General features: G+C 51.8%; 21 protein-coding genes. 10 read left to right on the plus strand and 11 right to left on the minus strand.

Translation table 11 applies throughout. The features are described 5' to 3' along the window. Positions 1-141: 141 nt before the first annotated feature. The gene (locus Q399_RS0102520; protein ID WP_031565157.1) at positions 142-2,166 is read right to left on the minus strand and encodes a S9 family peptidase; all 2,025 of its coding nucleotides are present in this window, start codon (positions 2,164-2,166) and stop codon (positions 142-144) included. Positions 2,167-2,257: 91 nt separating this feature from the next. After that, positions 2,258-3,778 carry a fumarate hydratase gene (locus tag Q399_RS0102525; protein WP_031565159.1) on the minus strand — a complete coding sequence of 507 codons (1,521 nt, stop codon included), beginning with the start codon at positions 3,776-3,778 and terminating at the stop codon, positions 2,258-2,260. 209 nt (positions 3,779-3,987) lie between these two features. On the opposite strand from Q399_RS0102525, the gene pabB reads away from it, so the two are divergent. The 4 genes from pabB to Q399_RS0102550 all read left to right on the plus strand — a co-directional run bounded on the left by pabB (position 3,988) and on the right by Q399_RS0102550 (position 8,109). Continuing rightward, entirely contained in the window at positions 3,988-5,394 is a 1,407-nt protein-coding gene (pabB, locus tag Q399_RS0102530) for an aminodeoxychorismate synthase component I (RefSeq protein WP_031565161.1), read from the plus strand. Next, on the plus strand, positions 5,391-5,963 hold the full coding sequence (locus Q399_RS0102535) for a CoA pyrophosphatase (protein ID WP_031565163.1): 573 nt from the start codon (positions 5,391-5,393) through the stop codon (positions 5,961-5,963). The genes pabB and Q399_RS0102535 overlap by 4 nt, the downstream gene beginning before the upstream one ends. A gap of 138 nt (positions 5,964-6,101) precedes the next feature. After that, positions 6,102-7,484 carry an L-serine ammonia-lyase gene (locus Q399_RS0102540; protein ID WP_037045490.1) on the plus strand — a complete coding sequence of 461 codons (1,383 nt, stop codon included), beginning with the start codon at positions 6,102-6,104 and terminating at the stop codon, positions 7,482-7,484. 322 nt (positions 7,485-7,806) lie between these two features. Further along, positions 7,807-8,109 carry an isoamylase early set domain-containing protein gene (locus Q399_RS0102550; protein ID WP_031565168.1) on the plus strand — a complete coding sequence of 101 codons (303 nt, stop codon included), beginning with the start codon at positions 7,807-7,809 and terminating at the stop codon, positions 8,107-8,109. A gap of 91 nt (positions 8,110-8,200) precedes the next feature. Here Q399_RS0102550 and Q399_RS0102555 read toward each other — a convergent pair whose 3' ends face one another. The 4 genes from Q399_RS0102555 to Q399_RS0102570 form a co-directional block, all read right to left on the minus strand. Then, on the minus strand, positions 8,201-9,322 hold the full coding sequence (locus Q399_RS0102555) for a beta-ketoacyl-ACP synthase III (RefSeq protein ID WP_031565170.1): 1,122 nt from the start codon (positions 9,320-9,322) through the stop codon (positions 8,201-8,203). 128 nt (positions 9,323-9,450) lie between these two features. After that, on the minus strand, positions 9,451-10,488 hold the full coding sequence (locus Q399_RS0102560) for an RDD family protein (RefSeq protein WP_031565172.1): 1,038 nt from the start codon (positions 10,486-10,488) through the stop codon (positions 9,451-9,453). Between the two features lie 65 nt (positions 10,489-10,553). Beyond that, positions 10,554-11,732, minus strand: a complete 1,179-nt coding sequence (locus tag Q399_RS0102565) for a vWA domain-containing protein (RefSeq protein ID WP_031565174.1) — start codon at positions 11,730-11,732, stop codon at positions 10,554-10,556. Then, positions 11,732-12,574 carry an AAA family ATPase gene (locus Q399_RS0102570; protein WP_031565175.1) on the minus strand — a complete coding sequence of 281 codons (843 nt, stop codon included), beginning with the start codon at positions 12,572-12,574 and terminating at the stop codon, positions 11,732-11,734. Before Q399_RS0102570 ends, Q399_RS0102565 begins: the two co-directional genes overlap by 1 nt. Before the next feature lie 125 nt (positions 12,575-12,699). Here Q399_RS0102570 and cysK point away from each other — a divergent pair, with 125 nt between their 5' ends. Further along, entirely contained in the window at positions 12,700-13,668 is a 969-nt protein-coding gene (cysK, locus tag Q399_RS0102575; RefSeq protein WP_031565177.1) for a cysteine synthase A, read from the plus strand. Positions 13,669-13,776: 108 nt separating this feature from the next. Continuing rightward, the gene (locus Q399_RS0102580) at positions 13,777-14,274 is read left to right on the plus strand and encodes a hypothetical protein (protein WP_051685685.1); all 498 of its coding nucleotides are present in this window, start codon (positions 13,777-13,779) and stop codon (positions 14,272-14,274) included. Between the two features lie 10 nt (positions 14,275-14,284). Here the strand turns inward: Q399_RS0102580 and Q399_RS0102585 are convergent, their stop codons facing one another. Together Q399_RS0102585 and ggt are read right to left on the minus strand one after the other, a co-directional pair. Beyond that, positions 14,285-15,022 carry an enoyl-CoA hydratase-related protein gene (locus tag Q399_RS0102585; protein WP_031565182.1) on the minus strand — a complete coding sequence of 246 codons (738 nt, stop codon included), beginning with the start codon at positions 15,020-15,022 and terminating at the stop codon, positions 14,285-14,287. Positions 15,023-15,055: 33 nt separating this feature from the next. After that, a complete protein-coding gene (ggt, locus tag Q399_RS0102590; protein ID WP_031565184.1) occupies positions 15,056-16,813 on the minus strand; it encodes a gamma-glutamyltransferase in 1,758 nt (585 codons plus the stop codon). Positions 16,814-17,050: 237 nt separating this feature from the next. Here ggt and rrtA point away from each other — a divergent pair, with 237 nt between their 5' ends. Further along, entirely contained in the window at positions 17,051-17,590 is a 540-nt protein-coding gene (gene rrtA, locus Q399_RS0102600) for a rhombosortase (protein WP_157836210.1), read from the plus strand. Here the strand turns inward: rrtA and Q399_RS0102605 are convergent. Then, positions 17,587-18,255, minus strand: a complete 669-nt coding sequence (locus Q399_RS0102605) for an RluA family pseudouridine synthase (RefSeq protein ID WP_031565188.1) — start codon at positions 18,253-18,255, stop codon at positions 17,587-17,589. The genes rrtA and Q399_RS0102605 overlap by 4 nt on opposite strands. A 106-nt stretch (positions 18,256-18,361) precedes the next feature. Between Q399_RS0102605 and Q399_RS0102610 the strand changes: the two genes are divergently transcribed. Beyond that, the gene (locus tag Q399_RS0102610; protein ID WP_051685686.1) at positions 18,362-19,093 is read left to right on the plus strand and encodes an RluA family pseudouridine synthase; all 732 of its coding nucleotides are present in this window, start codon (positions 18,362-18,364) and stop codon (positions 19,091-19,093) included. Positions 19,094-19,150: 57 nt separating this feature from the next. On the opposite strand, the gene Q399_RS0102615 is transcribed toward Q399_RS0102610, so the two are convergent. Together Q399_RS0102615 and Q399_RS0102620 are read right to left on the minus strand one after the other, a co-directional pair. Next, on the minus strand, positions 19,151-21,607 hold the full coding sequence (locus Q399_RS0102615) for a S9 family peptidase (RefSeq protein ID WP_031565192.1): 2,457 nt from the start codon (positions 21,605-21,607) through the stop codon (positions 19,151-19,153). Between the two features lie 168 nt (positions 21,608-21,775). Next, positions 21,776-22,381 (minus strand): FMN-dependent NADH-azoreductase, encoded by a 606-nt coding sequence (locus Q399_RS0102620; RefSeq protein WP_031565194.1) that lies wholly within the window; start codon positions 22,379-22,381, stop codon positions 21,776-21,778. Between the two features lie 194 nt (positions 22,382-22,575). Between Q399_RS0102620 and Q399_RS0102625 the strand changes: the two genes are divergently transcribed. After that, a complete protein-coding gene (locus tag Q399_RS0102625; protein WP_245612808.1) occupies positions 22,576-23,247 on the plus strand; it encodes a sigma-70 family RNA polymerase sigma factor in 672 nt (223 codons plus the stop codon). Continuing rightward, positions 23,231-23,917 (plus strand): ChrR family anti-sigma-E factor, encoded by a 687-nt coding sequence (locus tag Q399_RS0102630; protein WP_031565199.1) that lies wholly within the window; start codon positions 23,231-23,233, stop codon positions 23,915-23,917. Before Q399_RS0102625 ends, Q399_RS0102630 begins: the two co-directional genes overlap by 17 nt. Positions 23,918-23,933 lie beyond the last annotated feature (16 nt).

Below are 23,933 nucleotides of genomic sequence, written 5' to 3' on the forward strand. Positions count from 1 at the left end.
CCAATGAATAGATTATACAAGCGCCCTCTAAATGCAACGTCATTGCAATTATTTGTTACTAATTTCCCATTTACGCACCACGCTTGTGCAGTAAAACAACAAAGCCCGCTTGCTGCGGGCTTTGACTGTAAAATTATTTGACTATTTTGCAGTATACTGTTTCATCCAGCTGAAAATTTCGTTGTACCAACGCTCAGAATTCGCTGGTTTCAGGATCCAGTGATTTTCATCCGGAAATATCACCAATCGGGACGGAATGCCTTTGCGTTGCAAGGTGGTATAGGCGCCTAATCCTTGCGCATATGGCACCCGGTAATCCTTCAGACCATGGATCACCAGCATCGGAGTTTTCCAGTTATCAACAAAAGCTGCCGGATTAAACTTCTGATAATCCGCAGACTTATCCCATACCGGGCCGCCCATATCGTGCTCAGGGAACCACAGCTCTTCGGTACTGCCGTAGAAGCTTGGCATATCGAATAAGCCCGCGTGGGTGACCAGACACTTAAAGCCATCATTCCAGTTACCGGCGATCCAGTTCATCATAAAACCACCGTAAGATGCGCCGAGCGCGCAGGCGTTATCTTTGTCCAGCCAGGGTTGTTGCTCAGTCACATAGGCCAACCCCTTTTTCAGATCTTCCAGTGGTTTGCCGCCCCAGTCGCGGGCAATTGAATCGGTAAAGGCCTGACCATAACCGGTCGAGCCGTGGAAATCGATCATCACCACGCCATAGCCCTGTGCCGCCCATAACTGCGCATTCCAGCGGGTATTAAACATGTTGCCGAAGCTGCCTTGCGGGCCACCATGCACAATAAAGGCGATTGGATATTTTTTACCGGCTTCAAAATTCCACGGTTTCATCCAGTAGCCATAGACGGTTTCGTCATTAGCTCCGGGGAAACTGAATTGTTCAAATTCGGCCAGCTGAATGTCTTTGAGTGTCAGCGCATTCACCTGAGTCAGTGGGTATGCTTCACCGCCAGCATTTTTTAGCTGGTAGATATCCGCCGGAGCATTCAGCTGATGATTGGTGAAAAACACATTGCTGCCACGCACTGCGACGTCGCCGGCACTGCCGTTACTATAAATTTTGCTGACTTCGCCAAAGGCGTGGTCGATGGCAAAAATGCCTTTTTGGCCTAAGTCCTGTGCTGTGACATAGACTGTACGGTTATCTGGTGCGAAGACAAAATCCTCAATCGAACGGTCCCACTGCGGCGCCAGCTCTTTACGCTCGCCGGTGACTAAATCCAGTAAAATCAGGCCAAAACGGTCAGCTTCATACACTGGTTTTTTCATCGCGAGATACGCCATGTAACGGCCATCGCCAGAGAACTGCGGCTTGGCATCCCAGGCCGGATTGTCTTTGGTCAGATTGATTTTCTGGCCGCCATTAAGTGAGACCTGAAAAATATCAAAATTGGTGTGCCAGCTTTGATCCGCCGCCGGAATTTTGGCGCTAAATACCAGATTTTTGCCGTCTGGCGTAAATGCTGCTTCGCCGGTACCTGCGACATCAGTGTCCCATTCCGGCATTAAGTCTTTGGCATCTTTAATTGCTGTTTCGCCAAGATCTGCCACAAAAAAGTGATTCTTCAGACCATCTTCCCAGGTATCCCAGTGCCGGACCATCAATGAATCGTAGGCGGTAGCGCTGTCTTTTTTCTCTGCCGTGGCTTTGTTGTGTGCCACAGTGCAGGCTAAGTCTTTGCAGCCAGGTTTGACATCGAGCGTCAACACAACTTTTTTGTCGTCGGCGGACACCATGTAGCCCTGTACATCCAATGGAAGATCGGTCAACTGCCGCGCTTCGCCGCCACTAAGCGGTAAACGCCACAGCTGACTGGAACCAGAGCGGTCCGCCAGGAAATACAACGCTGTGCCGTCCGCACTAAAACGCACATCATGTTCACGACCAGCACTTTCAGTCAGGCGGCGGACTTTATTACCATCCTGCACATCGAGCAGGTACAAATCAGCAGTGGTATCGGCCGGTGCCAGACCACCGTTTTTCTGGCCATAGGCGACAAAGCGGCCATCCGGCGACACCTGCACATCGTAAATTTTGTTCAGTTTATTTAAGTGTTCAATGGTTAAATTGGTTTTTGCCTGTGCGCCTGCCGCCATCAGCAGTGCACTGACCAGAATTCCCCAAGCTTTCATGCGGATACTCCCTCGTTGCAAAATTTCTCTTGTTGTTATTGTAAAAACGCGTCTGAGGTTTCCCTGCAGACGCGCTTTATTTTATGGATTATCAGGCTTTTACCGCCTCAGCGATTTTAACTTTCCAAATCGCCGGGCCCTGGTCATGGACATTATTGCCTTGACTGTCGACCGCGACCGTCACCGGCATATCTTCGACATCAAATTCGTAAATCGCTTCCATGCCTAAATCGGCAAAAGCGACCACGCGGGATTTTTTGATGGCCTTTGATACCAGATAGGCTGCACCGCCAACCGCCATTAAATACACAGCTTTGTGTTCTTTGATGCTGGCGACGGTTTTATCACCGCGCTCTGATTTACCAATCATGCCTAACAGGCCAGTCTGGCCCAGCATCATATCGGTAAATTTATCCATCCGCGTCGCTGTGGTTGGGCCTGCCGGGCCAACCACTTCATCACCAACCGCATCAACCGGGCCGACGTAATAAATAAAGCGGTTTTTGAAGTCGACACCATCTGGCAGTGCTTCGCCTTTGGCCAGCATGTCGGCAATACGTTTATGCGCGGCATCACGGCCAGTTAACATCTTGCCGGACAGCAACACAGTTTCACCGGCTTTCCATTCCAGCACGTCAGCAGGTGTGACTTTATCAAGGTTAACGCGGCGCACGTTTTGCCCAAGTTCCCAGGTCACTTGTGGCCAGTCTTCCAGTTTTGGTACCGGTAAATGCGCCGGGCCCGAGCCGTCTAAATGGAAATGCACGTGACGGGTGGCGGCGCAGTTTGGGATCATCACCACCGGCTTCGACGCCGCATGGGTCGGCGCAGATTTGATTTTAACGTCAACCACTGTGGTTAAACCGCCAAGACCCTGCGCACCAATGCCGAGTTTGTTCACTTTTTCATAGAGTTCAAGGCGCAGTTTTTCTTCGCCAGTCTCTGCACCTTTTTCCAGCAGGTCCTGAATGTCTACGGGTTCCATCAGTGCTTCTTTGGCCAGTACTGCCGCTTTTTCTGCGGTGCCGCCAATACCGATACCGAGCATGCCAGGTGGACACCAGCCAGCGCCCATTTTTGGTAATGTTTCCAGCACCCACTCAACGACGGAGTCAGATGGGTTTAACATCACCATTTTGGTTTTATTTTCACTGCCACCGCCTTTGGCGGCGATAGCAACTTCAACATGATGGCCAGCGACCATGTTGATATGCACTACAGCCGGCGTGTTGTCTTTGGTGTTTTTGCGCGAACCGGCCGGGTCCATGACTATAGAGGCGCGCAGCGGGTTTAACGGGTTCATGTAAGCACGGCGTGTGCCTTCATCCACCATCTCTTGCACTGTCATGTCGGTTTTGTCCCACTTGACGTCCATGCCGATATTAACGAAACAAGTCACGATGCCAGTATCCTGACAAATAGGCCGGTGGCCTTGCGCTGACATCCGCGAGTTAATCAGAATTTGTGCAATGGCGTCTTTGGCGGCCGGATTTTGTTCTTTGTGATAGGCCTTTTCTAAGGCCTGAATAAAATCCAGCGGATGATAATAAGAGATGTATTGCAACGCATCTTCGATGCTGTCGATAAAGTCTTGCTGGCGAATAACCGTCATAGGGTGCCCTTCTGCGTGGTTACAGGCAGTCAGTGTGCTGGCTGCCAGGGTATTTATACAGCACCCGACCCTTGCCCGGTCTGGCACTGCTTCTCATTTTAAGCAGGGCTGCTATCATAACGCGCATCCTGTCGAGGCGGCTAGTCAGTTGATACTGAATTCATCGGTTCTGTGCCCAAAGCCGCCGCTTATTGTTTGAGTTTTATGTCATGTCCTTACAGTGTCTTGTCGCATCACAGGTTACCGATTTAACCGGTTATTTTCAGGCGGTTGCCGCAGAGCCTTTTGCCATGTTGCTCGATTCCGCCGCACCAGAGCATCCAAACAGCCGTTATGACATTCTGGTGTGCCGACCACTGGCCACGCTGACTGCTGTTGGCCGGCAATGCACTGTCAGTCGAATTGATGGCGACGGACTTTGGTCAGAACAGCAACAAGACGCCGATCCTTTTCTATTACTCAAAGAACTACAGCAGCAAATGCTTCCGGCCTTACCAGCCGATAGCAGCCCCTTACCATTCACCGGCGGTGCTGTTGGTTATTTTGGTTATGACCTGGGTCGGGTTATCGAGACATTGCCGGAACAGGCCAGCGCCGATATTAAGCTGCCCGATCTGGCCGTAGGTCTCTACAGTCAGGCGCTGGTGCTGGATAAACAGCTGCAGCAGCTTTGGTTTGTTGATTGCTACGGCGCTGCGGAAACATCTTCTTCCGGCTATTTGACTCAGTTCAAAGAGCCCCCGGCGGCAGCTCAGTCCAGCGCTGCGTTCACGCTCACCAGCGACTGGCAGGCCAACATGAGCCGCAGTCAATACCTGCAAAGGTTTGATAAAATTCAGGCCTATCTGCAAAGCGGTGATTGCTACCAGATTAATCTGGCGCAGCGTTTCAGCGCCGGCTTTGCCGGTGATGCATTTGCCGCTTATCTGCAACTGCGGCGCAGTAATCAGGCACCGTTTTCGGCCTTTATCCGCTTGCAGGATACTGCGGTGCTGTCGATTTCACCGGAACGTTTTATCGAAGTGAAAAATACGCAGGTTGAAACCAAACCTATTAAAGGCACCCGGCCGCGTTTCGCTGACCCGGCACAGGACGCGCAAAGCGCAACGCTCTTACAGCAATCGCCAAAAGATCGCGCCGAAAACGTGATGATTGTCGATTTGCTGCGTAACGACTTAGGTAAAGTCTGCCGACCTGGCACAGTGCGGGTGCCGGCGTTATTTGCCATTGAATCTTTCCCGGCCGTACATCATCTGGTCAGCACTGTTACTGGTGAGCTGGATGCGCAATATCAACCGATCGATGCGCTGCGCGCCGCGTTTCCGGGAGGCTCTATTACCGGAGCGCCGAAAGTGCGTGCCATGCAAATCATCGAAGAGCTCGAGCCGCACCGGCGCAGCGTCTATTGTGGCGCCATTGGTTATATCAGCCAACACGGCCATATGGACACCAATATTGCTATCCGTACTTTGGTGGTGGCTAACCAGCAGATTTATTGCTGGGCCGGCGGCGGCATTGTCGCCGACTCCCAAGGCGAAGCCGAATATCAGGAAACATACGACAAAGTCGGTAAAATTCTGCCGGTGCTGCAACAACAAAACGACAATCAGCCATGACTGAATCTCAGGCCGATCTTTGGCTCAGCCGTTATCTGCTGCAGCCACCGCCAAATGGAAAAACCGCTGGCACGGCCAATGCTGCGGTGTTATTGCCGCTATTTCGCCACGATGGTGAATGGACCTTGTTGATGACGCGCCGGGCTTTACACCTGCGCCATCATCCCGGTCAGCTTAGTTTTCCGGGCGGCCGGATAGAAACCGGCGAAAGCAGCGCCGCTGCGGCGCTGCGCGAAACTTTTGAGGAAACCGGCATCGCCCCCACGGCGGTCCGCTTACTGGGCCAGCTGCCGGCGATTAATACCTCCACCGGTTTTATCGTGCAGCCGTGGATTGGTTTATTAGATCAGCTACCGGCACTGCAGCTGCAACCCGATGAAGTCGATTCGGTGTTGTTATTGCCGCTGCACGAAGCGCTGTCGGCACGGCGCCGGCAAACTGAAATCTGGCCACTCAGGGGGAAAAAGCAACGCCTGCATTTTATCCCGTGGCAGCAGCATCTTATCTGGGGTGCCAGTGCTGAAATTTTGTATCAGCTGGCACAACAGCTTGCTGCGACTTCACGTTAACCACCTGACTGTATATCAACACGATGCGTTGGCGCTCCCATTTTGTAAGCAACACTGACCAGTGACAGCATCAGTTACACAATGCCGGCACATCCGGTACAATCCCGCTTATTCTAATAAGGCAAAAAAGACCACCCTATGATTATCAGCGCTTTTGACATGTTCAGTATTGGCATAGGCCCATCCAGTTCACACACTGTAGGCCCGATGCGTGCCGCTAAGTTATTCACCGAAAACCTCGCCGCGAGCGGCCGGCTTGCCGACGTCGCCAGTATTAAAACCGAACTCTATGGCTCTTTGGGTCAGACCGGCATTGGTCACGGCACCGGCAAAGCAGTCATTTTGGGCCTCTGTGGTTACTTACCGGAAAACTGCGACCCCGATCTGGTGCCGGGCATCCTGAAACAAGTGGATGAACAGGAGCAAATCAGGCTGGCGTCAGGCCATGTCGTCAGTTTCCCACGGGAAGGCGCAATTGTGTTTCACCGGCGCAAAACCTTAAAAGAACACAGCAACGGCATGGAGCTGATTGCCTATGATGCCAATAAAGAAATCGTGTTCAGTGAAATTTACTTCTCGATTGGTGGCGGTTTTATCGTCAAGGCCGAAGATTTTGCCAGTGAGAAAAAAGCCGCCAGTCAGTTTGCCGCCGACAATCCACCACCGTTTCCATTCAACACTGGTGCTGAATTACTGAAACTATGTAAAGAAAACGGCCTGTCGATTGCCGCGCTGATGATGGAAAACGAAAAGGTGCTGCGTAGTGAAAGCCAAATTGAAACCGAACTCGGCCTGATTTGGCAAACCATGTACAACTGCGTGCAGCGCGGCATGAAGACCGAAGGTATTTTACCGGGCGGTCTGAAGGTAAAACGCCGCGCCCCGGCGCTATATCGCCGCCTCTGCGCCGAAAAAAGCTCAGATCCGCTGCAGGTGATGGACTGGGTGAATTTATTTGCGCTCGCCGTCAATGAAGAAAACGCTGCCGGTGGCCGCGTGGTCACTGCGCCGACCAATGGCGCTGCCGGGATTATTCCGGCGGTGCTGATGTATTACGACAAATTTATCCAGCCAGTAACGCCCGACATCTATACCCGCTATTTGTTAACCGCAGCGGCTATCGGCATTTTGTACAAGAAAAATGCCTCGATTTCCGGCGCTGAAGTCGGCTGTCAGGGCGAAGTCGGTGTGGCCTGCTCGATGGCGGCCGGCGCTTTAACCGAAATTCTTGGTGGCTCCGTCGACAACGTTGAAAACGCCGCTGAAATTGGTATGGAGCATAATTTAGGTCTCACATGCGACCCGGTCGGTGGTCTGGTACAGGTGCCTTGTATTGAACGTAATGCGATGGGCGCCGTGAAAGCTATCAACGCCTCGCGCCTGGCACTGCGTGGTACCGGTGAGCATAAAGTTTCGCTGGATAAAGTGATTAAAACCATGTGGGACACTGGCCGCGATATGCAAAGCAAATACAAAGAAACTTCGCGTGGTGGTTTGGCGGTCAATATTATCGAGTGTTAAACCGCCGCTGTTGTGCGTGATAAAAACGGGTGCTCAATAAGCGCCCGTTTTTTATTCAACAGCTGATGGCAGATAAACCTAAAAATTTCAGCTGCGCCAACCGAAGTTCCGTCATCCAGGCTGTTGTCGCGCGAAGTCCTGCTTCTCAAGGCCATCAGGCGGACCACTACGCCTTCTTCGCTGCAGGGCGCATACGTTTTCAGTAGCAATCCCACTGTCGTGTCATGTTGTTGTCAAACAGACTATGCTAGTTTTGCTGCAGAGCTTAAAGCCCGCGGAACTTGCGGTGCTCGTGGATTTATTAGCATAACGGAGTGACATCATGGCAATCAGCAAGCAATATCTGAAGACTAAACCAGCCTGTAAAGTGACGTTTGTTGTCCCGGCCGAACAGGCCGCCAGTGCAGAATCTGTGGTGCTGGTCGGTGAATTTAACGACTGGCAGGACAATGCGATGAAAAAGCAGAAAAATGGCGATTTCAGCCTGACCCTGACTCTACCGAAAGACAGCAGCTATCAATTCCGCTACCGCTTAGGCCACAACGACTGGCGCAATGACGAACAGGCCGACGACTATGTACCATCGCCGGTATCTTATGAGCAGAATTCGCTGTTGCGTTTGTAACAGGTCAAAGCCAGATACCGACAGCAGATTTTGCAGCAAAAAAACGGCAATCCCATTTGAGTTTGCCGTTTTGTTTTAAAATGACCGTCGTTTAACGTGCGCGTTTGAGCATCAGGCAACCAATTGAATAACCGGCACCAAAAGAGCACAACACGGCGTGGTCATTGAGCGCCAGCCCTTGTTTGTTCTGGTGAAACGCAATAATAGAACCGGCAGATGCGGTATTGGCATAAGTATCCAACACTAATGGTGCTTCACCCGGCTCTGGTTCGCGGCCCAAAATCTTTCGCACGGCAAAGATGTTCATATTGATATTTGCCTGGTGCAGCCACAGGCGTTTTAAATCAGACGCGGTCAGGCCACAGGCGGCCATTTCGCCTTCAATCACTTCAGCTACCAGCGGCAGCAACTCTTTAAATACTTTGCGGCCCTGCTGGCGGAAAAACGGCACCAAGGGTTCTGCATCCGGGTAACAGTGCTCCACATAGCTCACGTCACAGCGGATGTTATTCGAAAATTCAGTTTTTAACCGCATGCCGACAATTTCAAAACTATTGTCGGCAGTTGCGGTGTCGGCGGCTTCAATGATAGTGGCGCTACAGACATCACCAAAAATAAAGTGGCTGTCGCGGCTGGTGTAATTAACCTGTGGCGAAGCGAATTCCGGATTCACCACCAACACCACAGAAGCGGTACCACCCCGGATGGCATTGACTGCATTACTGATAGCAAAAGTGGCACTGGAGCAGGCCACATTCATATCAAAGGCGTATCCTTTGGCACCTAACTGCTGTTGCAATTCAATCGACAGCGCCGGATAAGGCCGTTGTAAATTCGAGGCGGCACAAATAATTAAATCAATTTGCTCCGGAGTCTTGCCGGCCTGGGCTATTGCTTCTTTCGCGGCCGCTAAAGCCATTTCAACCATTTCCGGTAATTCGTCTTCGCCACGGCGGCGGAATACCGGCTGCATCACTTGTGGGTCCAGAATACCGTCTTTGTAAAGCACATGGCGCGATTTGATGCCTGAGGCCTTTTCAATGAACTCGCAGCTGGAGTATTCCATTGAAGCCACTTCACCAGCCGCAATGGCTTCGGCATTCTCGGCATTAAATAAGTCAACATATTGATTAAAACTGGCGACCAGTTCTTCGTTAGTGACGGTTGCTTCTGGCGTAAATACACCGGATCCGGTGATCAGAATTGATTTCATGAAGAGCTCCACTACGCCGGATCAGTCGGATTGGATCTGGTCGGATGGGTTAGAAAAATTGCAGTATAACTCAGCTGCAGACACAAAGGCAGTAGCCTGCAGCAGAGCATGCATTGATACAAGCGGCCTCAATGAGTCAGCGGCCGTTTTTCTCTGCCAAGCCGGATTACCACAGTCGACGCGACTTTATCCTGAATTGCCTGGCGGTTTGGGTCCCACAATATCTGCAGAAAACCTAACAAGCCTGTGGCGAGACCCGCGCCATAACCGCCCTGGCGGCTGAATGCAGTTAACAGATTCAGTTCTTTGCCATCCAGCTGGATCACTTTGATCCGCATCAGTTTTTTACCGATAGTCTGGCCGTGGCACCAGGCAATAGTCGCGGTGAAATAAAACACCGCCCAGCCCACGCCGATGCCCAAATCGGCAAAAATGCCTTTAACCCAAGCCACCACACTGTGGGTATTTTCATCAGGAATGTACCAAGGTAAGGCTGGGGCTTCCGGCTGCGCCGGTTTCGCTTCTACCGGCTTTTGCGGGGCAACTGCAGGAAAATCATCAAGCAGCGCGTCCCGATACAGCGGCCATTGCTCAGCCGGGAAATCAGAGCCATCAACTAAACTGTCCATCATCTCGACCGCTGCAACTTTATCGACGCCGGCTTTTCGCAGCATTTTTGTGGTTTTTTCCAGCTCTTTTTTCATACAACCAAGCTCGCAGCTCTGCGCCTGAATTTTCAGTGCCGTGGCAGCAAGCACCATGGCCTGATCCGCGCTTAAGGACTTATTTGCCACATTCAGATCGGCGTCCTGCTCAACAATCAGCTCCGGCATCCAGGTGGCCGACGCTGCCAAAAACGCCGTTGCCAGCAATAACAGGATGACATGATTAAATTTTTTCGCCTGTAGCCGGAACCAGATGAGATAAGTCATCACCGGCAAAATCAGTAGCAAACTGGCCTTGGCCAGGCCTGAAATGATAATGCCATCAATCCCCATCGCGATTGCCCGGCGTAGTGGATGCGCGGTCGGTACGCCAAGCAGATTCGGGCATACTTCAAAGGCATAAGGCGTGACAATTTCACGACTTTCCTGCCGGGTAAGCGGCGCACCGGTTTCCCCTTGCGGCGGCGGCGTAGCCGGCAGTTCATATTTATTAGTGGGCATAGCTCAGGCTCAATGGAAGGGAGTTTACCTGATACTAACAATCGATTGCAGATGCAGCAACGGTTTCAGTACTTGTGCTTTAACTGATTGATAGCACTGGCTAAACCGTCCAGTGTAAGACCAAACATCCGGCCAGAACAGATTTTGTTGATCTGTCCAATCGAAGCATAATGCGACCACCAGTCCTCTGGCTGTGGATTCAGCCAGACCGCTTGCGGAAACTGTGCAAGTAAACGCTGCAGCCAGACCTCACCGGCTTCGCTGTTAAAATGCTCCACGCTGCCCCCAGGATAACTGATTTCATAAGGCCCCATTGTCGCATCACCGACAAAAATCAGCTTGTAATCATGGCCATAGGTATGCAGAAGCTGCGTGGTGGACACAGCATCCTGTGGCCGGCGTTTTTCATCGCGCCATAGGGTTTCATAAACACAATTATGGAAATAAAAAAATTCCAGATGCTTAAATTCGGCGCGCACCGCATTAAACAGCTGCCGGCATTCATGAATGTAATCATCCATCGAGCCGCCGATATCAAACAGCAGCAACAACTTCACGGCATTGTGCCGCTCGCGCTGATAACGTAAATCAAGCAGCCCCGCTTGTTTGGAAGTGGCGCTGATAGTGTCGTTTAAATCCAGCTCACTCTGCGCGCCGCTTCTGGCAAAACGGCGTAATTGCCTGAGCGCCAGCTGCAGACTGCGGTTATTCAGCACTTCGTCGCTACTCAGGCTCTGAAACTGGCGCTCGTCCCAGACTTTGACCGCCCGCCGTGCGCCACTGCCCTGCTGACCAACACGGATACCTTCCGGGTGAAAGCCATAAGCGCCAAAAGGCGAGCTACCACCAGTCCCTATCCATTTATTGCCGCCGGCATGACGGCCTTGCTGCTCGGCAAGGCGTTCGCGAAATGCTTTCAGTAAAGCCTCCAGCCCGCCGAGGCTTTGCAGGGCTGCTTTATCTTCTTCTGAGAGCTGGCGCAACAAACCAGGCGTCAGCCAGTCGTCGGGAATAGCGCTGATTAGATCCAGCTGTTCAACACCGTCGAAATATTCACTGCAGGCGCGGTCGAATTTGTCATAGTCGGTTTCGTTTTTCACCCAGCACAGCCGCGCCAGCTGATAAAACTGTTCCAGATCAGCGAACACCAGCTGTTGCTGTACTGCGCGTAGCAAATCCAGATACTCGGTGATGCTGACTTTGACGCCATGGCGGCGTACCGTCAGAAAAAAACCACTGAACATCAGCGCGCCCGCTTTGCCATAAATAGCAGTTTTTCCACCAGCGCGACGTCTTGTTCGTTTTTCAGCAAGGCGCCAAACAACGGCATTAAGCCGCCGGTCTCCCGGCTCTGTTTCAGCTGTTCCGGTGTCACTTGTTCCGCCAACAATAAACGCAGCCAGTCGATCAGCTCAGAAGTCGATGGTTTTTTCTTCAGCGCCGGCAGTTCGCGTAAACCAAAAAAGCTTTGTAGTGCTTCGCTCAGCAGCTGTTTGGATAAACCAGGTAAATGCACGTCGACAATGCGCTCCAGCGCATCAGCATCGGGGAAGCGGATGTAATGGAAAAAACATCGGCGCAAAAACGCATCCGGTAACTCTTTTTCGTTATTGGATGTGATGATCACCACAGGGCGTTGCAACGCGCGTACCGTTTGACCGGTTTCATACACATCAAAAGCCATCTGGTCCAGTTCGTGCAGCAGGTCGTTGGGGAATTCGATATCAGCTTTGTCGATTTCATCAATCAGCAGCACGGGGGGTTTCGCTGCCGTAAACGCCTGCCATAACTTACCCGGTTTGATGTAATTGGCAATGTCATGCACGCGGGCATCACCGAGCTGGCTGTCACGCAAACGCGAGACAGCATCATATTCATATAAGCCCTGCTGGGCTTTAGTAGTGGATTTAATGTGCCATTGCAGCAAGTCAGTATCGAGCGCAACAGCCAGGGCTTTGGCCAGTTCGGTTTTACCGGTGCCCGGCTCACCTTTGATTAATAACGGTTTTTGCAACGTCACTGCGGCGTTGACTGCGAGCGCCAGCTCAGGGGTCACTATATATGAGTCATTACTTTGAAAACGCATAGAAGCCTCAAATTCGCGTCAAACGCTTATAACATTAAGTAATATAAGTTATATCAAAACGCTACTTTCGTTTTTTACATCAGCGGTTATGCTGAGCCAAATTCTTTGTCTGTCTGGAGCTCTGTATGGCAAACATTTATGAAGACAACTCATTGTCAATCGGCCGCACACCGCTGGTCAAATTAAAACGCGTCACCACTGGTAACGTTTACGCCAAAATCGAATCCCGTAACCCAAGTTTCAGCGTCAAGTGCCGCTTAGGTGCCGCGCTGATTTGGGATGCTGAGAAAAAAGGCTTACTTGGCCCAGGCAAAGAACTGATTGAACCTACATCCGGTAACACCGGTATCGCGCTGGCTTTTGTTGCAGCAAGCCGCGGTTATCCGTTAACTCTGACCATGCCAGCGACTATGAGCTTAGAGCGGCGTAAACTTCTCAAAGCCTTAGGTGCTAATCTGGTACTGACCGAAGGCGCCAAAGGTATGAAAGGCGCCATTGAAAAAGCCAAAGAAATTCAGGCGTCTAATCCTGACAAGTATCTGTTACTGCAGCAGTTTGAAAACCCGGCCAACCCGCAAATTCACTTTGATACCACAGGCCCGGAGATCTGGAACGACACAGACGGCAATATCGATGTGTTTGTCGCCGGCGTCGGCACTGGCGGGACTATCACCGGGGTGAGCCGCTACATCAAACTGGAGAAAAAACATCCGCTGATTAGCGTCGCGGTAGAACCGGCCGATTCACCGGTGATCAGCCAGAAACTGGCCGGCGAAGAAATCAAACCGGGCCCGCACAAAATTCAGGGTATTGGTGCTGGTTTTATTCCGGGCAATCTGGATTTGGAACTGCTTGACCGCGTCGAGAAAGTCAGTAATGACGATGCCATTGCGATGGCACACCGCCTAATGAAAGAAGAAGGCATCCTGGCAGGTATTTCTTCAGGTGCCGCTGTAGTTGCAGCGAAACGCCTGGCGGAGTCGCCGGAATTTGCCGGCAAAAACATTGTGGTGATCCTGCCGTCTTCCGCTGAACGTTATCTGTCCAGCGCGCTGTTCGCGGATGTCTTTACTGAAGCTGAGCTGCAAGCCTGAACTTAATGCTTTCAGAATAAAAAGGCTGCCTGTTGCAGCCTTTTTTGCTTTACAGCAAAAGCGCAGCGCAGCAAACTGCGCAGACATGCAGCAAAAGGTAGTAGCAAAGTGAACTTTAAAAATTGGCGTATTCTCAGCAGCATCGCTGCGGTGATTTATCTCACTGGCTGTGGCGACTCCACTCCGGCGGCCGACACAGAACCTGCGGTGCAAGCGGCGGCAGGCTCAGCGGCAACAGCCACGGATTCACCCGAGCTGACTGCCGTCGATTTTTTCGAAGCCATTTTGATAGATAACGACATCAAAGAAGCCAAACGCCATGCCATGCCGTCGCTGCGCCGGGTACTGGATGGTTATGCGTCGGGTAAAGCGGTCGGCCGAACTTTACTCAATATGAGCTTTGATAAAGTCGAAATTACTATCGAAGACACCAACAAAAACGTCCGCGAGTTTTATACCGACAAGGCCGATGTCATGCTGATTTTCACCGGAATGAAAGATGACGCCAAAGTCGTAAATATGCGGATGGTCAAAATGGAAAAACATGGTGGTAAATGGCAGGTCGCCGTGATTAAAGACGACCCTTTTGCCAGAACCGATATCTGAACCAGGTCACTTACCGCTGGAAAAACCGTTTCAGCGCTGTTTTACATTCCTCACTGTGCAACAACTGTTCAAATTCAGCCAGCTCCTGATGCAGCACGTGCTGGATTTGTTGTTGTAATGGTTGTTTCAGCAGGCGCTTGGATTGTTGCACGGCCGCGGCAGGCAAGGCGGCCAGCTGCCGGGCTTTTTGCCGCGCTAGTGCCAATAGATCTGCTGCTGCAACTACTTCGTTCACCAGCCCCATCTGGTGAGCCTGCCCGCCGTCAAAAGCTTCACCGAGCAATAAATACTGCGCCGCACGCTGATAGCCGACCAATTTTGGCAGCAACAAACTGGACGCAGCTTCCGGGCACAAGCCTAAGCTGGTGAACGGCATTTGAAAGCGCGCATCGGCAGTGGCATAGACCAAATCACAATGTAACAACGCTGTGGTGCCGATACCGATGGCAAGGCCAGCTACGGCGGCAATCAACGGCTTATCAAACTGCGACAAAACATGTAAAAACTGCACAGTCGGATGTTCATGATTCAGGCTGCCACCCGCGAGGAAATCCGCCAAATCGTTGCCGGCACAGAAACAGTCCGGGCCACCGGTCAAAAGCACCACGCGGCACTGCGGATCGGCGGAAGCTTGTTGCAGCGCCTGGCTGAGTTGCTGATACATCTGCGCCGACAACGCATTTTTTTTATCCAAACGGGATAACGTCAGCGTCATCACGCCGTCCGCCTGTGCAATCATCACTGTCATCAGTTAGTTCCCATCATACAAACGCATCAAATATTATAGGCCTTTGGCCATCCCTTCACGCCGCGGATCTGCTCCGGCCTGCCATTCTGCTCCAGCGCGTTTAATCAAATGCAGGCCGCTGTTCAGCTCACCTGTGCGCACCTGATAGCCCATTTCCTGCAGCTTGCCACTCAGGTGCACCAACGGCGTGCCAGCTTCAATCGCCAATACATCATTGCGATGGGTAAATTTCGGGAGGTCCGCAGCTTGCTGTGGCCCCATCTGCCAGTCAATCATCGCGATCAGCGACTGCGCGACATAATTGATGATGCGGCTGCCACCCGGCGAGCCTGCAATCATTTGCAACTGCCCTTGCTGATTAAACACCAGCATCGGCGCCATCGATGAGCGCGGCCTTTTGCCGGCTTCAACCCGGTTAGCCACCCATAAACCTTTGTCTCTGGCCTGTAACGAGAAATCGGTCAGCTGGTTATTCAGCAGGTAGCCATTGACCATCAGCCCGGAACCAAAGGCGTTTTCGATACTGGTGGTCATACTGACCGCATTGCCTTCTTTATCCACCACTGACAAATGGCTGGTGTTGGCATATTCCGGCGCTTTGGCTTCACCCAATGGCACGGCACCTTCCGGCACACCTGCGGTGATTTGGCCGTTATCCGCCTTCAGATCAATTTGCGCAGCACGCTGTTTTAAATAATCCGTCGCCAGCAGGCCTTGTACCGGCACCGGACTAAAGGCCGGATCGGCGGCGTAACGCTCCCGATCGGCAAAAGCCAGCCGGCTGGCCTGACTTATTAAATGCACAGCTTCGACCGACTCAGGCTTGAGTTTGCTCAAATCAAACTGATGTAAAATACCGAGCATTTGCAACACCGCAATACTGCCGGAACTGGGCGGTGCCATGCCACAGACTTTATAACTGCGATATGGCGCACAGACCGGGTCGCGCCAGACTGGCTGGTAACCGCTGATATCGGCGAGTGTCATAGCACCGGGATTGATACTGGCTTGATTGACTGTCTGCAAAATCGCTTTGGCATTCTCGCCCTGATAAAAGGCCTCAGGCCCTTTTGCTGCAATTAACGTCAGTAAAGCGGCATAAGCCGGGTTTTTGCGCACAAAGCCAATCGGTAGTGGCTTGCCGTCCGGAAAAAAATACTCCCGGCTGCTGCTGAACTGCTTTAAGCCGGGATGCTGGCTGCCGGCCAGCAACATATGCAGACGCGGCGATACTTTAAAGCCTTGCTCAGCAAGTAGGATCGCCGGCTTAAATAAGTCGGCCCAGGCTAATTTGCCAAATTTTTGATGCGATTGCGCCAAAGAGGCAATGACGCCCGGCGTACCCACAGCTTTGCCGCCGACAAAAGCTTGTGGCCAGCTTAATAACTTACCATTTTGCACAAACCAGTCCGGCGTCGCTGCTGCCGGCGCAGTTTCCCGGCCATCCAGCGTATGCAGTGTTTTGGTTTTATCCTGCCAGGCCAGCATAAAGAGCCCGCCACCGATACCTGAACTTTGCGGCTCAACCAGCCCCAGCACCAGTTGTACGGCAATAGCTGCATCCACGGCGCTGCCGCCTTGCCTGAGCATCTGATAACCGGCCTCTGTGGCATAAGGATTGGCCGATACCACCAGAAACTCTTTGGCGCTGACCTGCTGTTTACGGATGATGCCGGTAGCGGCTTCCGGATCCTGTTGTCCGGCAGCCAGCGCTGCGGCATTCCAGCTGACCATATTTGTGGCAATAACGCTGAAAAACACCAGGGTTCGGGCACGACGAAAATAAGACATAAGCGGATACAACTCAGAAACAGAAAAAAGTAACATAACGTACTCGTAGCGGCTTTCGCAATGCCAGCGGCCAGTTTGCTCTTGTCATTGACCGCAGACTGGCGCATTGTGCGTAAATCAGTTAAAACCATTGCCACAATTGCGTTACACTGCTGACTGTTTTTGCACCGGGGATTGATTTTGAAGTTTTCTGCTTTGCTTTCTGCCTGTTATGCACCTGTTGCCCTCGCACTTTTGATGTGCGTTTTTGCTGTCTTTAACGATGAAGTCTCGCCTTGGTTACAGTTTGACCGTCAGGCCATTCTGGCTGGGGAGTGGTGGCGGCTCTGGAGTGCGCACCTGCTACACACCAACAGCTGGCACTTACTGATGAACCTGGCTGGCCTGATTGTCATCATCATGCTGCACGGCAATTATTACCGCTCGGGCACTTTTGCCTTTTTACTGTTTGCCGGTTTTGTGCTGATTAGCCTCGCCTTGCTGTTCTGGAGCCCGGCAATTAGCCTTTATGTCGGTTTGTCCGGCTGGTTACACGCCTTGCTGGTGTACGGTGCCTGTGAGGATGTGCGCCGGCACTGGTCCAGTGGTTGGCTCATCCTGGCCGGGGTAGCGGCGAAAGTGAGCTGGGAACAATGGCAAGGCGCCAGCAATGATTTAGTGATGTTGATTGAAGCAGACGTGGCTGTCGACGCGCATTTGTATGGCGCGATCACCGGCCTGACATTATTTGTGTTGGTACTGACTGTTCAGCAGTTTTTTCCTGGCAAATCGAGTTAAAACGGCGCTGCAAACTCGTATTGACACCACTCGCCGCTGGCCGGGTGCTGGAAACGGATCTGGCAGGCATGCAGACACAAGCGCTTTGCCGCCTGACGCACTGGTTCTGGTGCGTAAAACTCGTCGCCTAAGATAGGATGGCCCAGACTTGCAAGATGCAGACGTAACTGGTGCGAGCGGCCGGTTACAGGTTCTAACTGCACCCGGCTGACATTTTGCTCTACATCATAGTGCAGGCGCTGAAATAACGTCCGCGATGGTTTGCCACTGCGCTGGCAGATTTTATACAAAGGACGATGCTCCGCATCCGGTGCAATGGGCAGGTCAATCTCGCCCTGCAACGGCATCTCACCAGTCACCAGCGCCTGATAATACTTCTCGATTGTACGGGCCTGAAACTGTTTACTCAGATGCGACAAGGCTCTTTTATTTAGCGGCAGCAGCACTATCCCTGAAGTGTCATAATCGAGCCGGTGCACCACCTGCGCGCCCGGAAACTCAAGCTGCACACGACTTATCAGGCAATCGCGATTTTTCGGGTGGCGGCCCGGCACCGTCAGTAGCTGCGCTGGTTTATACACCACCAGTAAATCCTCATCCTGTGCCAGCAGTTGCCAGGATTCATTTGTCGCCGGCAGTATCGCGAGGTCAGTCAAATCAGTCATGTAAAATTCCACAGCACAGGAAAACACGGCATTATAAAGGTCGGCGCTTTTAATGCGCCAGAAAATCGCTAAAATCCGTTTCTTTTTCGCAAGGGGACATTTGCGCTTGAGCACTGCAATCTCGTACCTGCCACCCGGTGCGCCCTGGCCAAAAATCATCTACCAGGATAAAGATGTACTGGTAGTGGAAAAACCTTCCGGTTTATTAAGTAACCCGGGGCGTGCGCCCGGGCTGCAGGACTCCGCAGAAAATCGGTTAGCCACGCAATTTCCTCAGCTTTATTTGATCCACCGGCTGGACATGGCAACCTCGGGCCTGATGGTATTTGCCCTGCGCAGAAAAGCAGAAGCAGCCTTAAAACAACAGTTTGCCAGCCGCACTATCGACAAAACCTATCTGGCCCGCGTCGCAGGCGTGCCAATGCCTGCAGCCGGTTGTATTGATGTGCCGCTTGGCCCCGTACCCGACTTACCAGCCGGCAGCGTACCACGCCATCAGGTTTGTTTTACTGGCGGCAAAGCTGCAGTCACTTGCTACCATACTTTATGGCACAATAATGACTCAGCGCTGCTGCAGCTCAAGCCGATCACCGGCCGCTCACATCAGCTGCGGGTACATTTGTCACATCTCGGCCATCCGATCCTGGGCGACGCCATTTACGCGGATCCAGCGCAGCAGCAGGCCGCACCGAGATTGTTATTACATGCGACAAAACTGGCATTTTTCCAGCCGTATAGCGGTGAACGTTTAGAGTTTTTTTGTCCGCCGGATCTCGCCGATTTTGGCATTGAGACGCTGCCTGCACTAATCAGCGATGAGAAGATGTTAGAGCTCTGACAGTCTGTTTCTCAGGTACAAAAAAGCCCTGCATTGCAGGGCTTAGCTTTTTATGCTTTACAGCGTCCGATCAAACAATTTTTCTATCCGGCGGTATTCATCCAGCCAGCTGCTGGGCTGGCGGAAACCATGCGGTTCAACCGGGAAAATCGCCGTTTCAAAACTATTGATTTCATGCTCAATCAGCCGCTGCACTACGCGAACCGAATCCTGGAAAAATACGTTATCGTCAACCATCGGCGAGTTAATCAATAACTGACCTTTTAAGCCTTGAGTGAAATAAATCGGCGAGCTGCGCTCGTAGGCGATTGGGTCTACATCCGGCGTGTTCAGGATGTTCGAGGTATATGGGTGGTTGTAATAGGCCCAGTCGCCCACCGGACGCAGCGCCGAGCCGGCTTTAAACAGCTCTGGTTGCTTAAACATCGCCATAAAAGTCATAAAACCGCCGTAAGAACCGCCATAAGTACCAATCCGGTTGCGGTCGACATTAGCGTTTTCTACCAGCCAGTTGACGCCGTCAGCCAAATCCTCAATTTCTGGTGTGCCCATCTGGCGATAAATGGCAGTTCGCCAGTCACGGCCATAGCCTTTTGATGCCCGGTAATCCATATCCAGCACCACATAACCTTTTTGCGTCAGCAGGTTATGAAAAAAGAACTCGCGGAAATAACTCGACCAGCCCAAATCGCTGTTTTGCAGATAACCGGCGCCGTGGTTAAAAATCACCGCGCGGCGTTTTTCGCCTTGTTTATAGTCTTTAGGCAGATACAACTTGGCATAAACCGGTGCTTTGCCGTGGCTGGACGGCACAGCAATAACTTGCGGAGCCTGCAGCGCCATTTGCTTAAGCTCGTTGGATACTGTGTAAGTCAGCTGCTTTAACGCAGCATTCGGCTGGTTATCCATCACGTACAGCTCTTCCGGCTGCAGCGAGGTGGAATATCGCACCAGTAATTTGCTTTCGTCCGGTGAGAGTTTAAAACTCAGATTACCTGTCAGCTGTGTCAGCGCCTGTGACTTACCGCTGTCGAGCGCCACTTTAAAAACATTGTAAATACCCGGATGCTGAGCATTGGCACGGTAATACACAGTGCGGCCATCGCGGCTTAGCACCGGCTGACTGACTTCGAAACTGCCGCTGGTCAGCTTCTTCGCCTCGCCTTTTAATGGCTTCAGATATAAATGCGAATAACCGCTTTGCTCGGACAGGAAATACAGCTGGTTATCATAAGCCCAGCCAAAGTTGTTGAAGTCGTAATTAATCCAGGCATCGTCGTGCAGACGGTGCTGCTCAACAAAACTGGCTTTATTCAGGTCAACCGTGGTCAGCCAGCGGTCTTTGTTGTCCCAGGCTTTGAGCATCAGCGCCACCTGGCTGCCGTCGGCGTTCCAGCGAATGGCGGATTGATCCCAGCTCCAGTCGTTAATCAACGTAATGGCGCGGGCTTTTTTCTCTGACTTATAGGTTTTGCCGGCGCGTTTGGCGTTTTCGGCTTTCACCGCCGCCAGCACATCTTCGTCAAAACCAGACAATACTTCTTGTTTCAGTTCAGTTGCCTGGGCCTTGGCCAGGTCTATCAGGAAAAACTGCTCTGGTTCCGGCTTTTGGTCATGCACGCGGCGTCGCACCGGCTGCGCAGCAATATCACCGTTGTCGGTGATGTAATTTGGCATGATGTCACGCTCGTCATTCCAGCGCGTTTTGGCAGCAACAGCAGCGATTAGCCGGCGGCCGTCCGGTGATAAAGCGGCGTCAGAGATCTGTTTATCTTTGCCCAGATAAACCGGCTGCACCGCGACAGTACTGTTATTTTTGCGGATGGCTTCCTGCTGTTGATGCAAATCCAGCGCGTTTTTATGCTCAAGCGCAACAAACTGAATCAATTTATGCTGTTCCTGCGCAAGATATCCTTCCGGTACTGCCGGTGCCTTCGGGGCATCATCCAGTTTCAGACTAGCAACCTGGTTCACCAGTCCGGACTGTAGATCCACAGCGTAAAAATCCCAGCCCTGACGCCAGGCCACGCGACCATCGGTTAAAAACTGCAACGCCTGACGGTTGTCATTCGAACGGGTCAACTGACTGATTTTGCCGTTGGCTAAGGCTTTGATGAACACATTACCTTCGAAAATCCAGCCGGCGAACTGGCGGTCTTTGGAAAAAACCTGCTCACCAGCACCAATATCATCGAGATTGTTAAGTGCAACCACAGTACTCTGGCCACCACTGACCGGCACCTGATGCCAGTCACGCAATTCATTACCTGCCTGCTTGCGCTGGTAAATCACCGACTGGCTGTCCGCCGCCCAATAAGCCAGTTCCGGCTGACGACCTAACCAGTCCGGATGCGCCATGGCTTGTTCTATTGTCATCAGCGTCTGGCCGGTCTGGCCTTGAATTTGTTGAGTTTGCAGGTTGTAACTGGCGTTTTCACGAGCTGCCATTACCGGGCCTGACAACAGCACAGCGCTGAGAGCCAGCGCGACAGCGGTATATCGGATTGTTTTCATTGTTGGTCGCCGCATAAAACTGAAGGGTTAACAGAAGCTGTTGTTATACAAAGCAGCCAGTAGAATTTCAATCTTCTGCGGCGTAATCGCCAAAGACTGGGATCAACGACCCGATCTTTGTTCTGCGCCCGATGCCATGAAGCATGGCTCCGGGTGTCTGAGGTTGGCTTAAGCCGCTAAATCTGCTGTTAAACTTTGGATTTGCGCAGCAGCTGCACTGAGCGCCTGCGCAGCGCTGTCCGGTCCCATATTCAAACCTTCAGCATAAACAAAATGCACATTTTTCAGGCCGATAAAGTTCAGGAAACTTTTCAGGAATGGGGTTTGCGAATCGGCTGGCAGGTCCTTATAAATGCCGCCCCGGGTGGCAAACACAATCACTGGTTTGTCCGCTAATAAACCAACCGGGCCTTGTTCAGTGTATTTAAATGTGATGCCAGCACGCGCCAACCGGTCAAACCACGCTTTCAGCTGGCTTGGCACACCAAAATTGTACATTGGCACGCCAAGCAAAATGACGTCAGCAGCGGTTACCTGCGCAATCGCTTCATCAGACAAAGCCGCCAGTGCAGCCTGCTCCTGAGTGCGGCTATCTGCCGGCGTCATCCAGGCGGCGATTTCTGCCATCGCGAGGTGTGGATAGTTTTTGCTGATTAAATCGACGTCGTTCCGGTTAAAACCGGCCGGCAACGAGGCAATAAATTGTTCAATTAACTGATTTGACTGGCCTTTTTCGCCGCTGACTGAACTTTGTACCACTAAAACATTTTTCATCGCTGAATTCCTCGCAGGTTTGGATTTGGTTTGAAGCAATGAATACAGCTTAAATAACAAATATCAGAACGTATATCGCATTAAAACATGCTAAACGTTCTAATTTTTAGAAATATATTTTTTTGGTCTGATTGAACCAACCACCACCTAACTGCGTATAAAGCAGCAGATTCTGTTTTTAGGATGCATGAACGATGGATTTAGTGATGACAGCACGGCATCATGGGCCTGAACCTTCCACACAGGGAATGCATGATTTGACAGGCACTGACACTTTGACAGGCACTGAGCTAAAGACTCGCGATGTGGGCCAGTGGGAGCAGGCACTTGCTCTGGTTGCGTTGAGTCGCGACAAACAGGCTTATCAGGAGTTGTTTGGTTACTTCGCGCCACGGTTGCGGGCTTTTGGCATCAAGATGTTTGGCAATGAACAGCAAGCGTTGGAGATGGTGCAGGATACTTTGCTGAATGTCTGGCAAAAAGCGGCGTTGTTTGATCCTAATCGCGGCTGCGCCTCTACGTGGATTTTTACCATTGCGCGCAATGTGCGCTTTGACATGCTGCGGAAAAAACAAAGCCGCAAAGATGATATTTCCGCTGACGATTTATGGGCTGACGGTGATTACCCGGAAGCTGAAGATCATCAGACGCAAAAATGGGAACTGTGGCTGATCACCGAAAAACTGGCACCACATTTCGCCGCACTGCCACCCGCTCAGCGGCTGGTGATGGAAAAGGTATATCTGGAAGAGATGTCCCATCAGGAAGTTGCTGAATTACTTGGTATTCCGCTGGGCACTGTTAAATCCCGGATCCGTTTGGCTTTAGACCGTTTAAGAGAGGCGCTGGATGACTCAGAGCGTTAATCATCACCCGAGCATCAGCTTGCTGGAGCTGTATTGCGATGGCAGCCTGAATGCAGAAGTGGCTTTGTTAATCGCCACCCATTTGGATTATTGTCCGCACTGTCAGCAACTGCGCCGTGATATCGAGACTGATTTGGGTGCTGAACTGGCTGCAACCAATCCGGCAACAAGTGTGACAGAAGTACACAGCACCGACTGGCTGGAAATGATGAATAAAATCACGGCGACCCCGCAGTTACCGCAGGCAACACCCGCGGTGCAGCCAGACAGTCAGCTGAGCATCGGCGGTTATCAGTTCGAATTGCCGCGCAGCCTGCGCCGTATCGCCGGTAAACGTAGCAAGTGGCTCAGTATGGGCGGCATCGCTACAGCCCGCCTGCCCTCTGGTGAGCCGCATCATGCTTCTTTGCTGTTTATCGACAAGCAAACGGATGTGCCACTGCATACCCACCAGGGTCTGGAAATGACATTGGTGCTGTCAGGCGAAATGGTCGATGAGAATGGTCGTTATGTTCCTGGCGATTTGATTATTAATTCGCCGGACGATACGCACAAACCGCGCAACATCAGCGACGAGCCTTGTTTATGTTTGTCGGTATTAAGTGCGCCGCTGCAGTTTAAAGAGGGCCTCACGCGCTGGCTGAATCCGCTACAACGATTTTTTTATTAAGCCCGCATGATCAGAA

It is taken from the genome of Rheinheimera texasensis DSM 17496 (genome assembly GCF_000711985.1).
Lineage (GTDB): Bacteria > Pseudomonadota > Gammaproteobacteria > Enterobacterales > Alteromonadaceae > Pararheinheimera > Pararheinheimera texasensis.

Bases quoted from the DNA above. Each gene is read 5' to 3' on its own strand.
- Q399_RS0102520 (WP_031565157.1), bottom strand. From the start codon at position 2,166: ATGAAAGCTTGGGGAATTCTGGTCAGTGCACTGCTGATGGCGGCAGGC.
- Q399_RS0102525 (WP_031565159.1), bottom strand. From the start codon at position 3,778: ATGACGGTTATTCGCCAGCAAGACTTTATCGACAGCATCGAAGATGCG.
- pabB (WP_031565161.1), top strand. From the start codon at position 3,988: ATGTCCTTACAGTGTCTTGTCGCATCACAGGTTACCGATTTAACCGGT.
- Q399_RS0102535 (WP_031565163.1), top strand. From the start codon at position 5,391: ATGACTGAATCTCAGGCCGATCTTTGGCTCAGCCGTTATCTGCTGCAG.
- Q399_RS0102540 (WP_037045490.1), top strand. From the start codon at position 6,102: ATGATTATCAGCGCTTTTGACATGTTCAGTATTGGCATAGGCCCATCC.
- Q399_RS0102550 (WP_031565168.1), top strand. From the start codon at position 7,807: ATGGCAATCAGCAAGCAATATCTGAAGACTAAACCAGCCTGTAAAGTG.
- Q399_RS0102555 (WP_031565170.1), bottom strand. From the start codon at position 9,322: ATGAAATCAATTCTGATCACCGGATCCGGTGTATTTACGCCAGAAGCA.
- Q399_RS0102560 (WP_031565172.1), bottom strand. From the start codon at position 10,488: ATGCCCACTAATAAATATGAACTGCCGGCTACGCCGCCGCCGCAAGGG.
- Q399_RS0102565 (WP_031565174.1), bottom strand. From the start codon at position 11,732: ATGTTCAGTGGTTTTTTTCTGACGGTACGCCGCCATGGCGTCAAAGTC.
- Q399_RS0102570 (WP_031565175.1), bottom strand. From the start codon at position 12,574: ATGCGTTTTCAAAGTAATGACTCATATATAGTGACCCCTGAGCTGGCG.
- cysK (WP_031565177.1), top strand. From the start codon at position 12,700: ATGGCAAACATTTATGAAGACAACTCATTGTCAATCGGCCGCACACCG.
- Q399_RS0102585 (WP_031565182.1), bottom strand. From the start codon at position 15,022: ATGACAGTGATGATTGCACAGGCGGACGGCGTGATGACGCTGACGTTA.
- ggt (WP_031565184.1), bottom strand. From the start codon at position 16,813: ATGTCTTATTTTCGTCGTGCCCGAACCCTGGTGTTTTTCAGCGTTATT.
- rrtA (WP_157836210.1), top strand. From the start codon at position 17,051: ATGTGCGTTTTTGCTGTCTTTAACGATGAAGTCTCGCCTTGGTTACAG.
- Q399_RS0102605 (WP_031565188.1), bottom strand. From the start codon at position 18,255: ATGACTGATTTGACTGACCTCGCGATACTGCCGGCGACAAATGAATCC.
- Q399_RS0102615 (WP_031565192.1), bottom strand. From the start codon at position 21,607: ATGAAAACAATCCGATATACCGCTGTCGCGCTGGCTCTCAGCGCTGTG.
- Q399_RS0102620 (WP_031565194.1), bottom strand. From the start codon at position 22,381: ATGAAAAATGTTTTAGTGGTACAAAGTTCAGTCAGCGGCGAAAAAGGC.
- Q399_RS0102625 (WP_245612808.1), top strand. From the start codon at position 22,576: ATGGATTTAGTGATGACAGCACGGCATCATGGGCCTGAACCTTCCACA.
- Q399_RS0102630 (WP_031565199.1), top strand. From the start codon at position 23,231: ATGACTCAGAGCGTTAATCATCACCCGAGCATCAGCTTGCTGGAGCTG.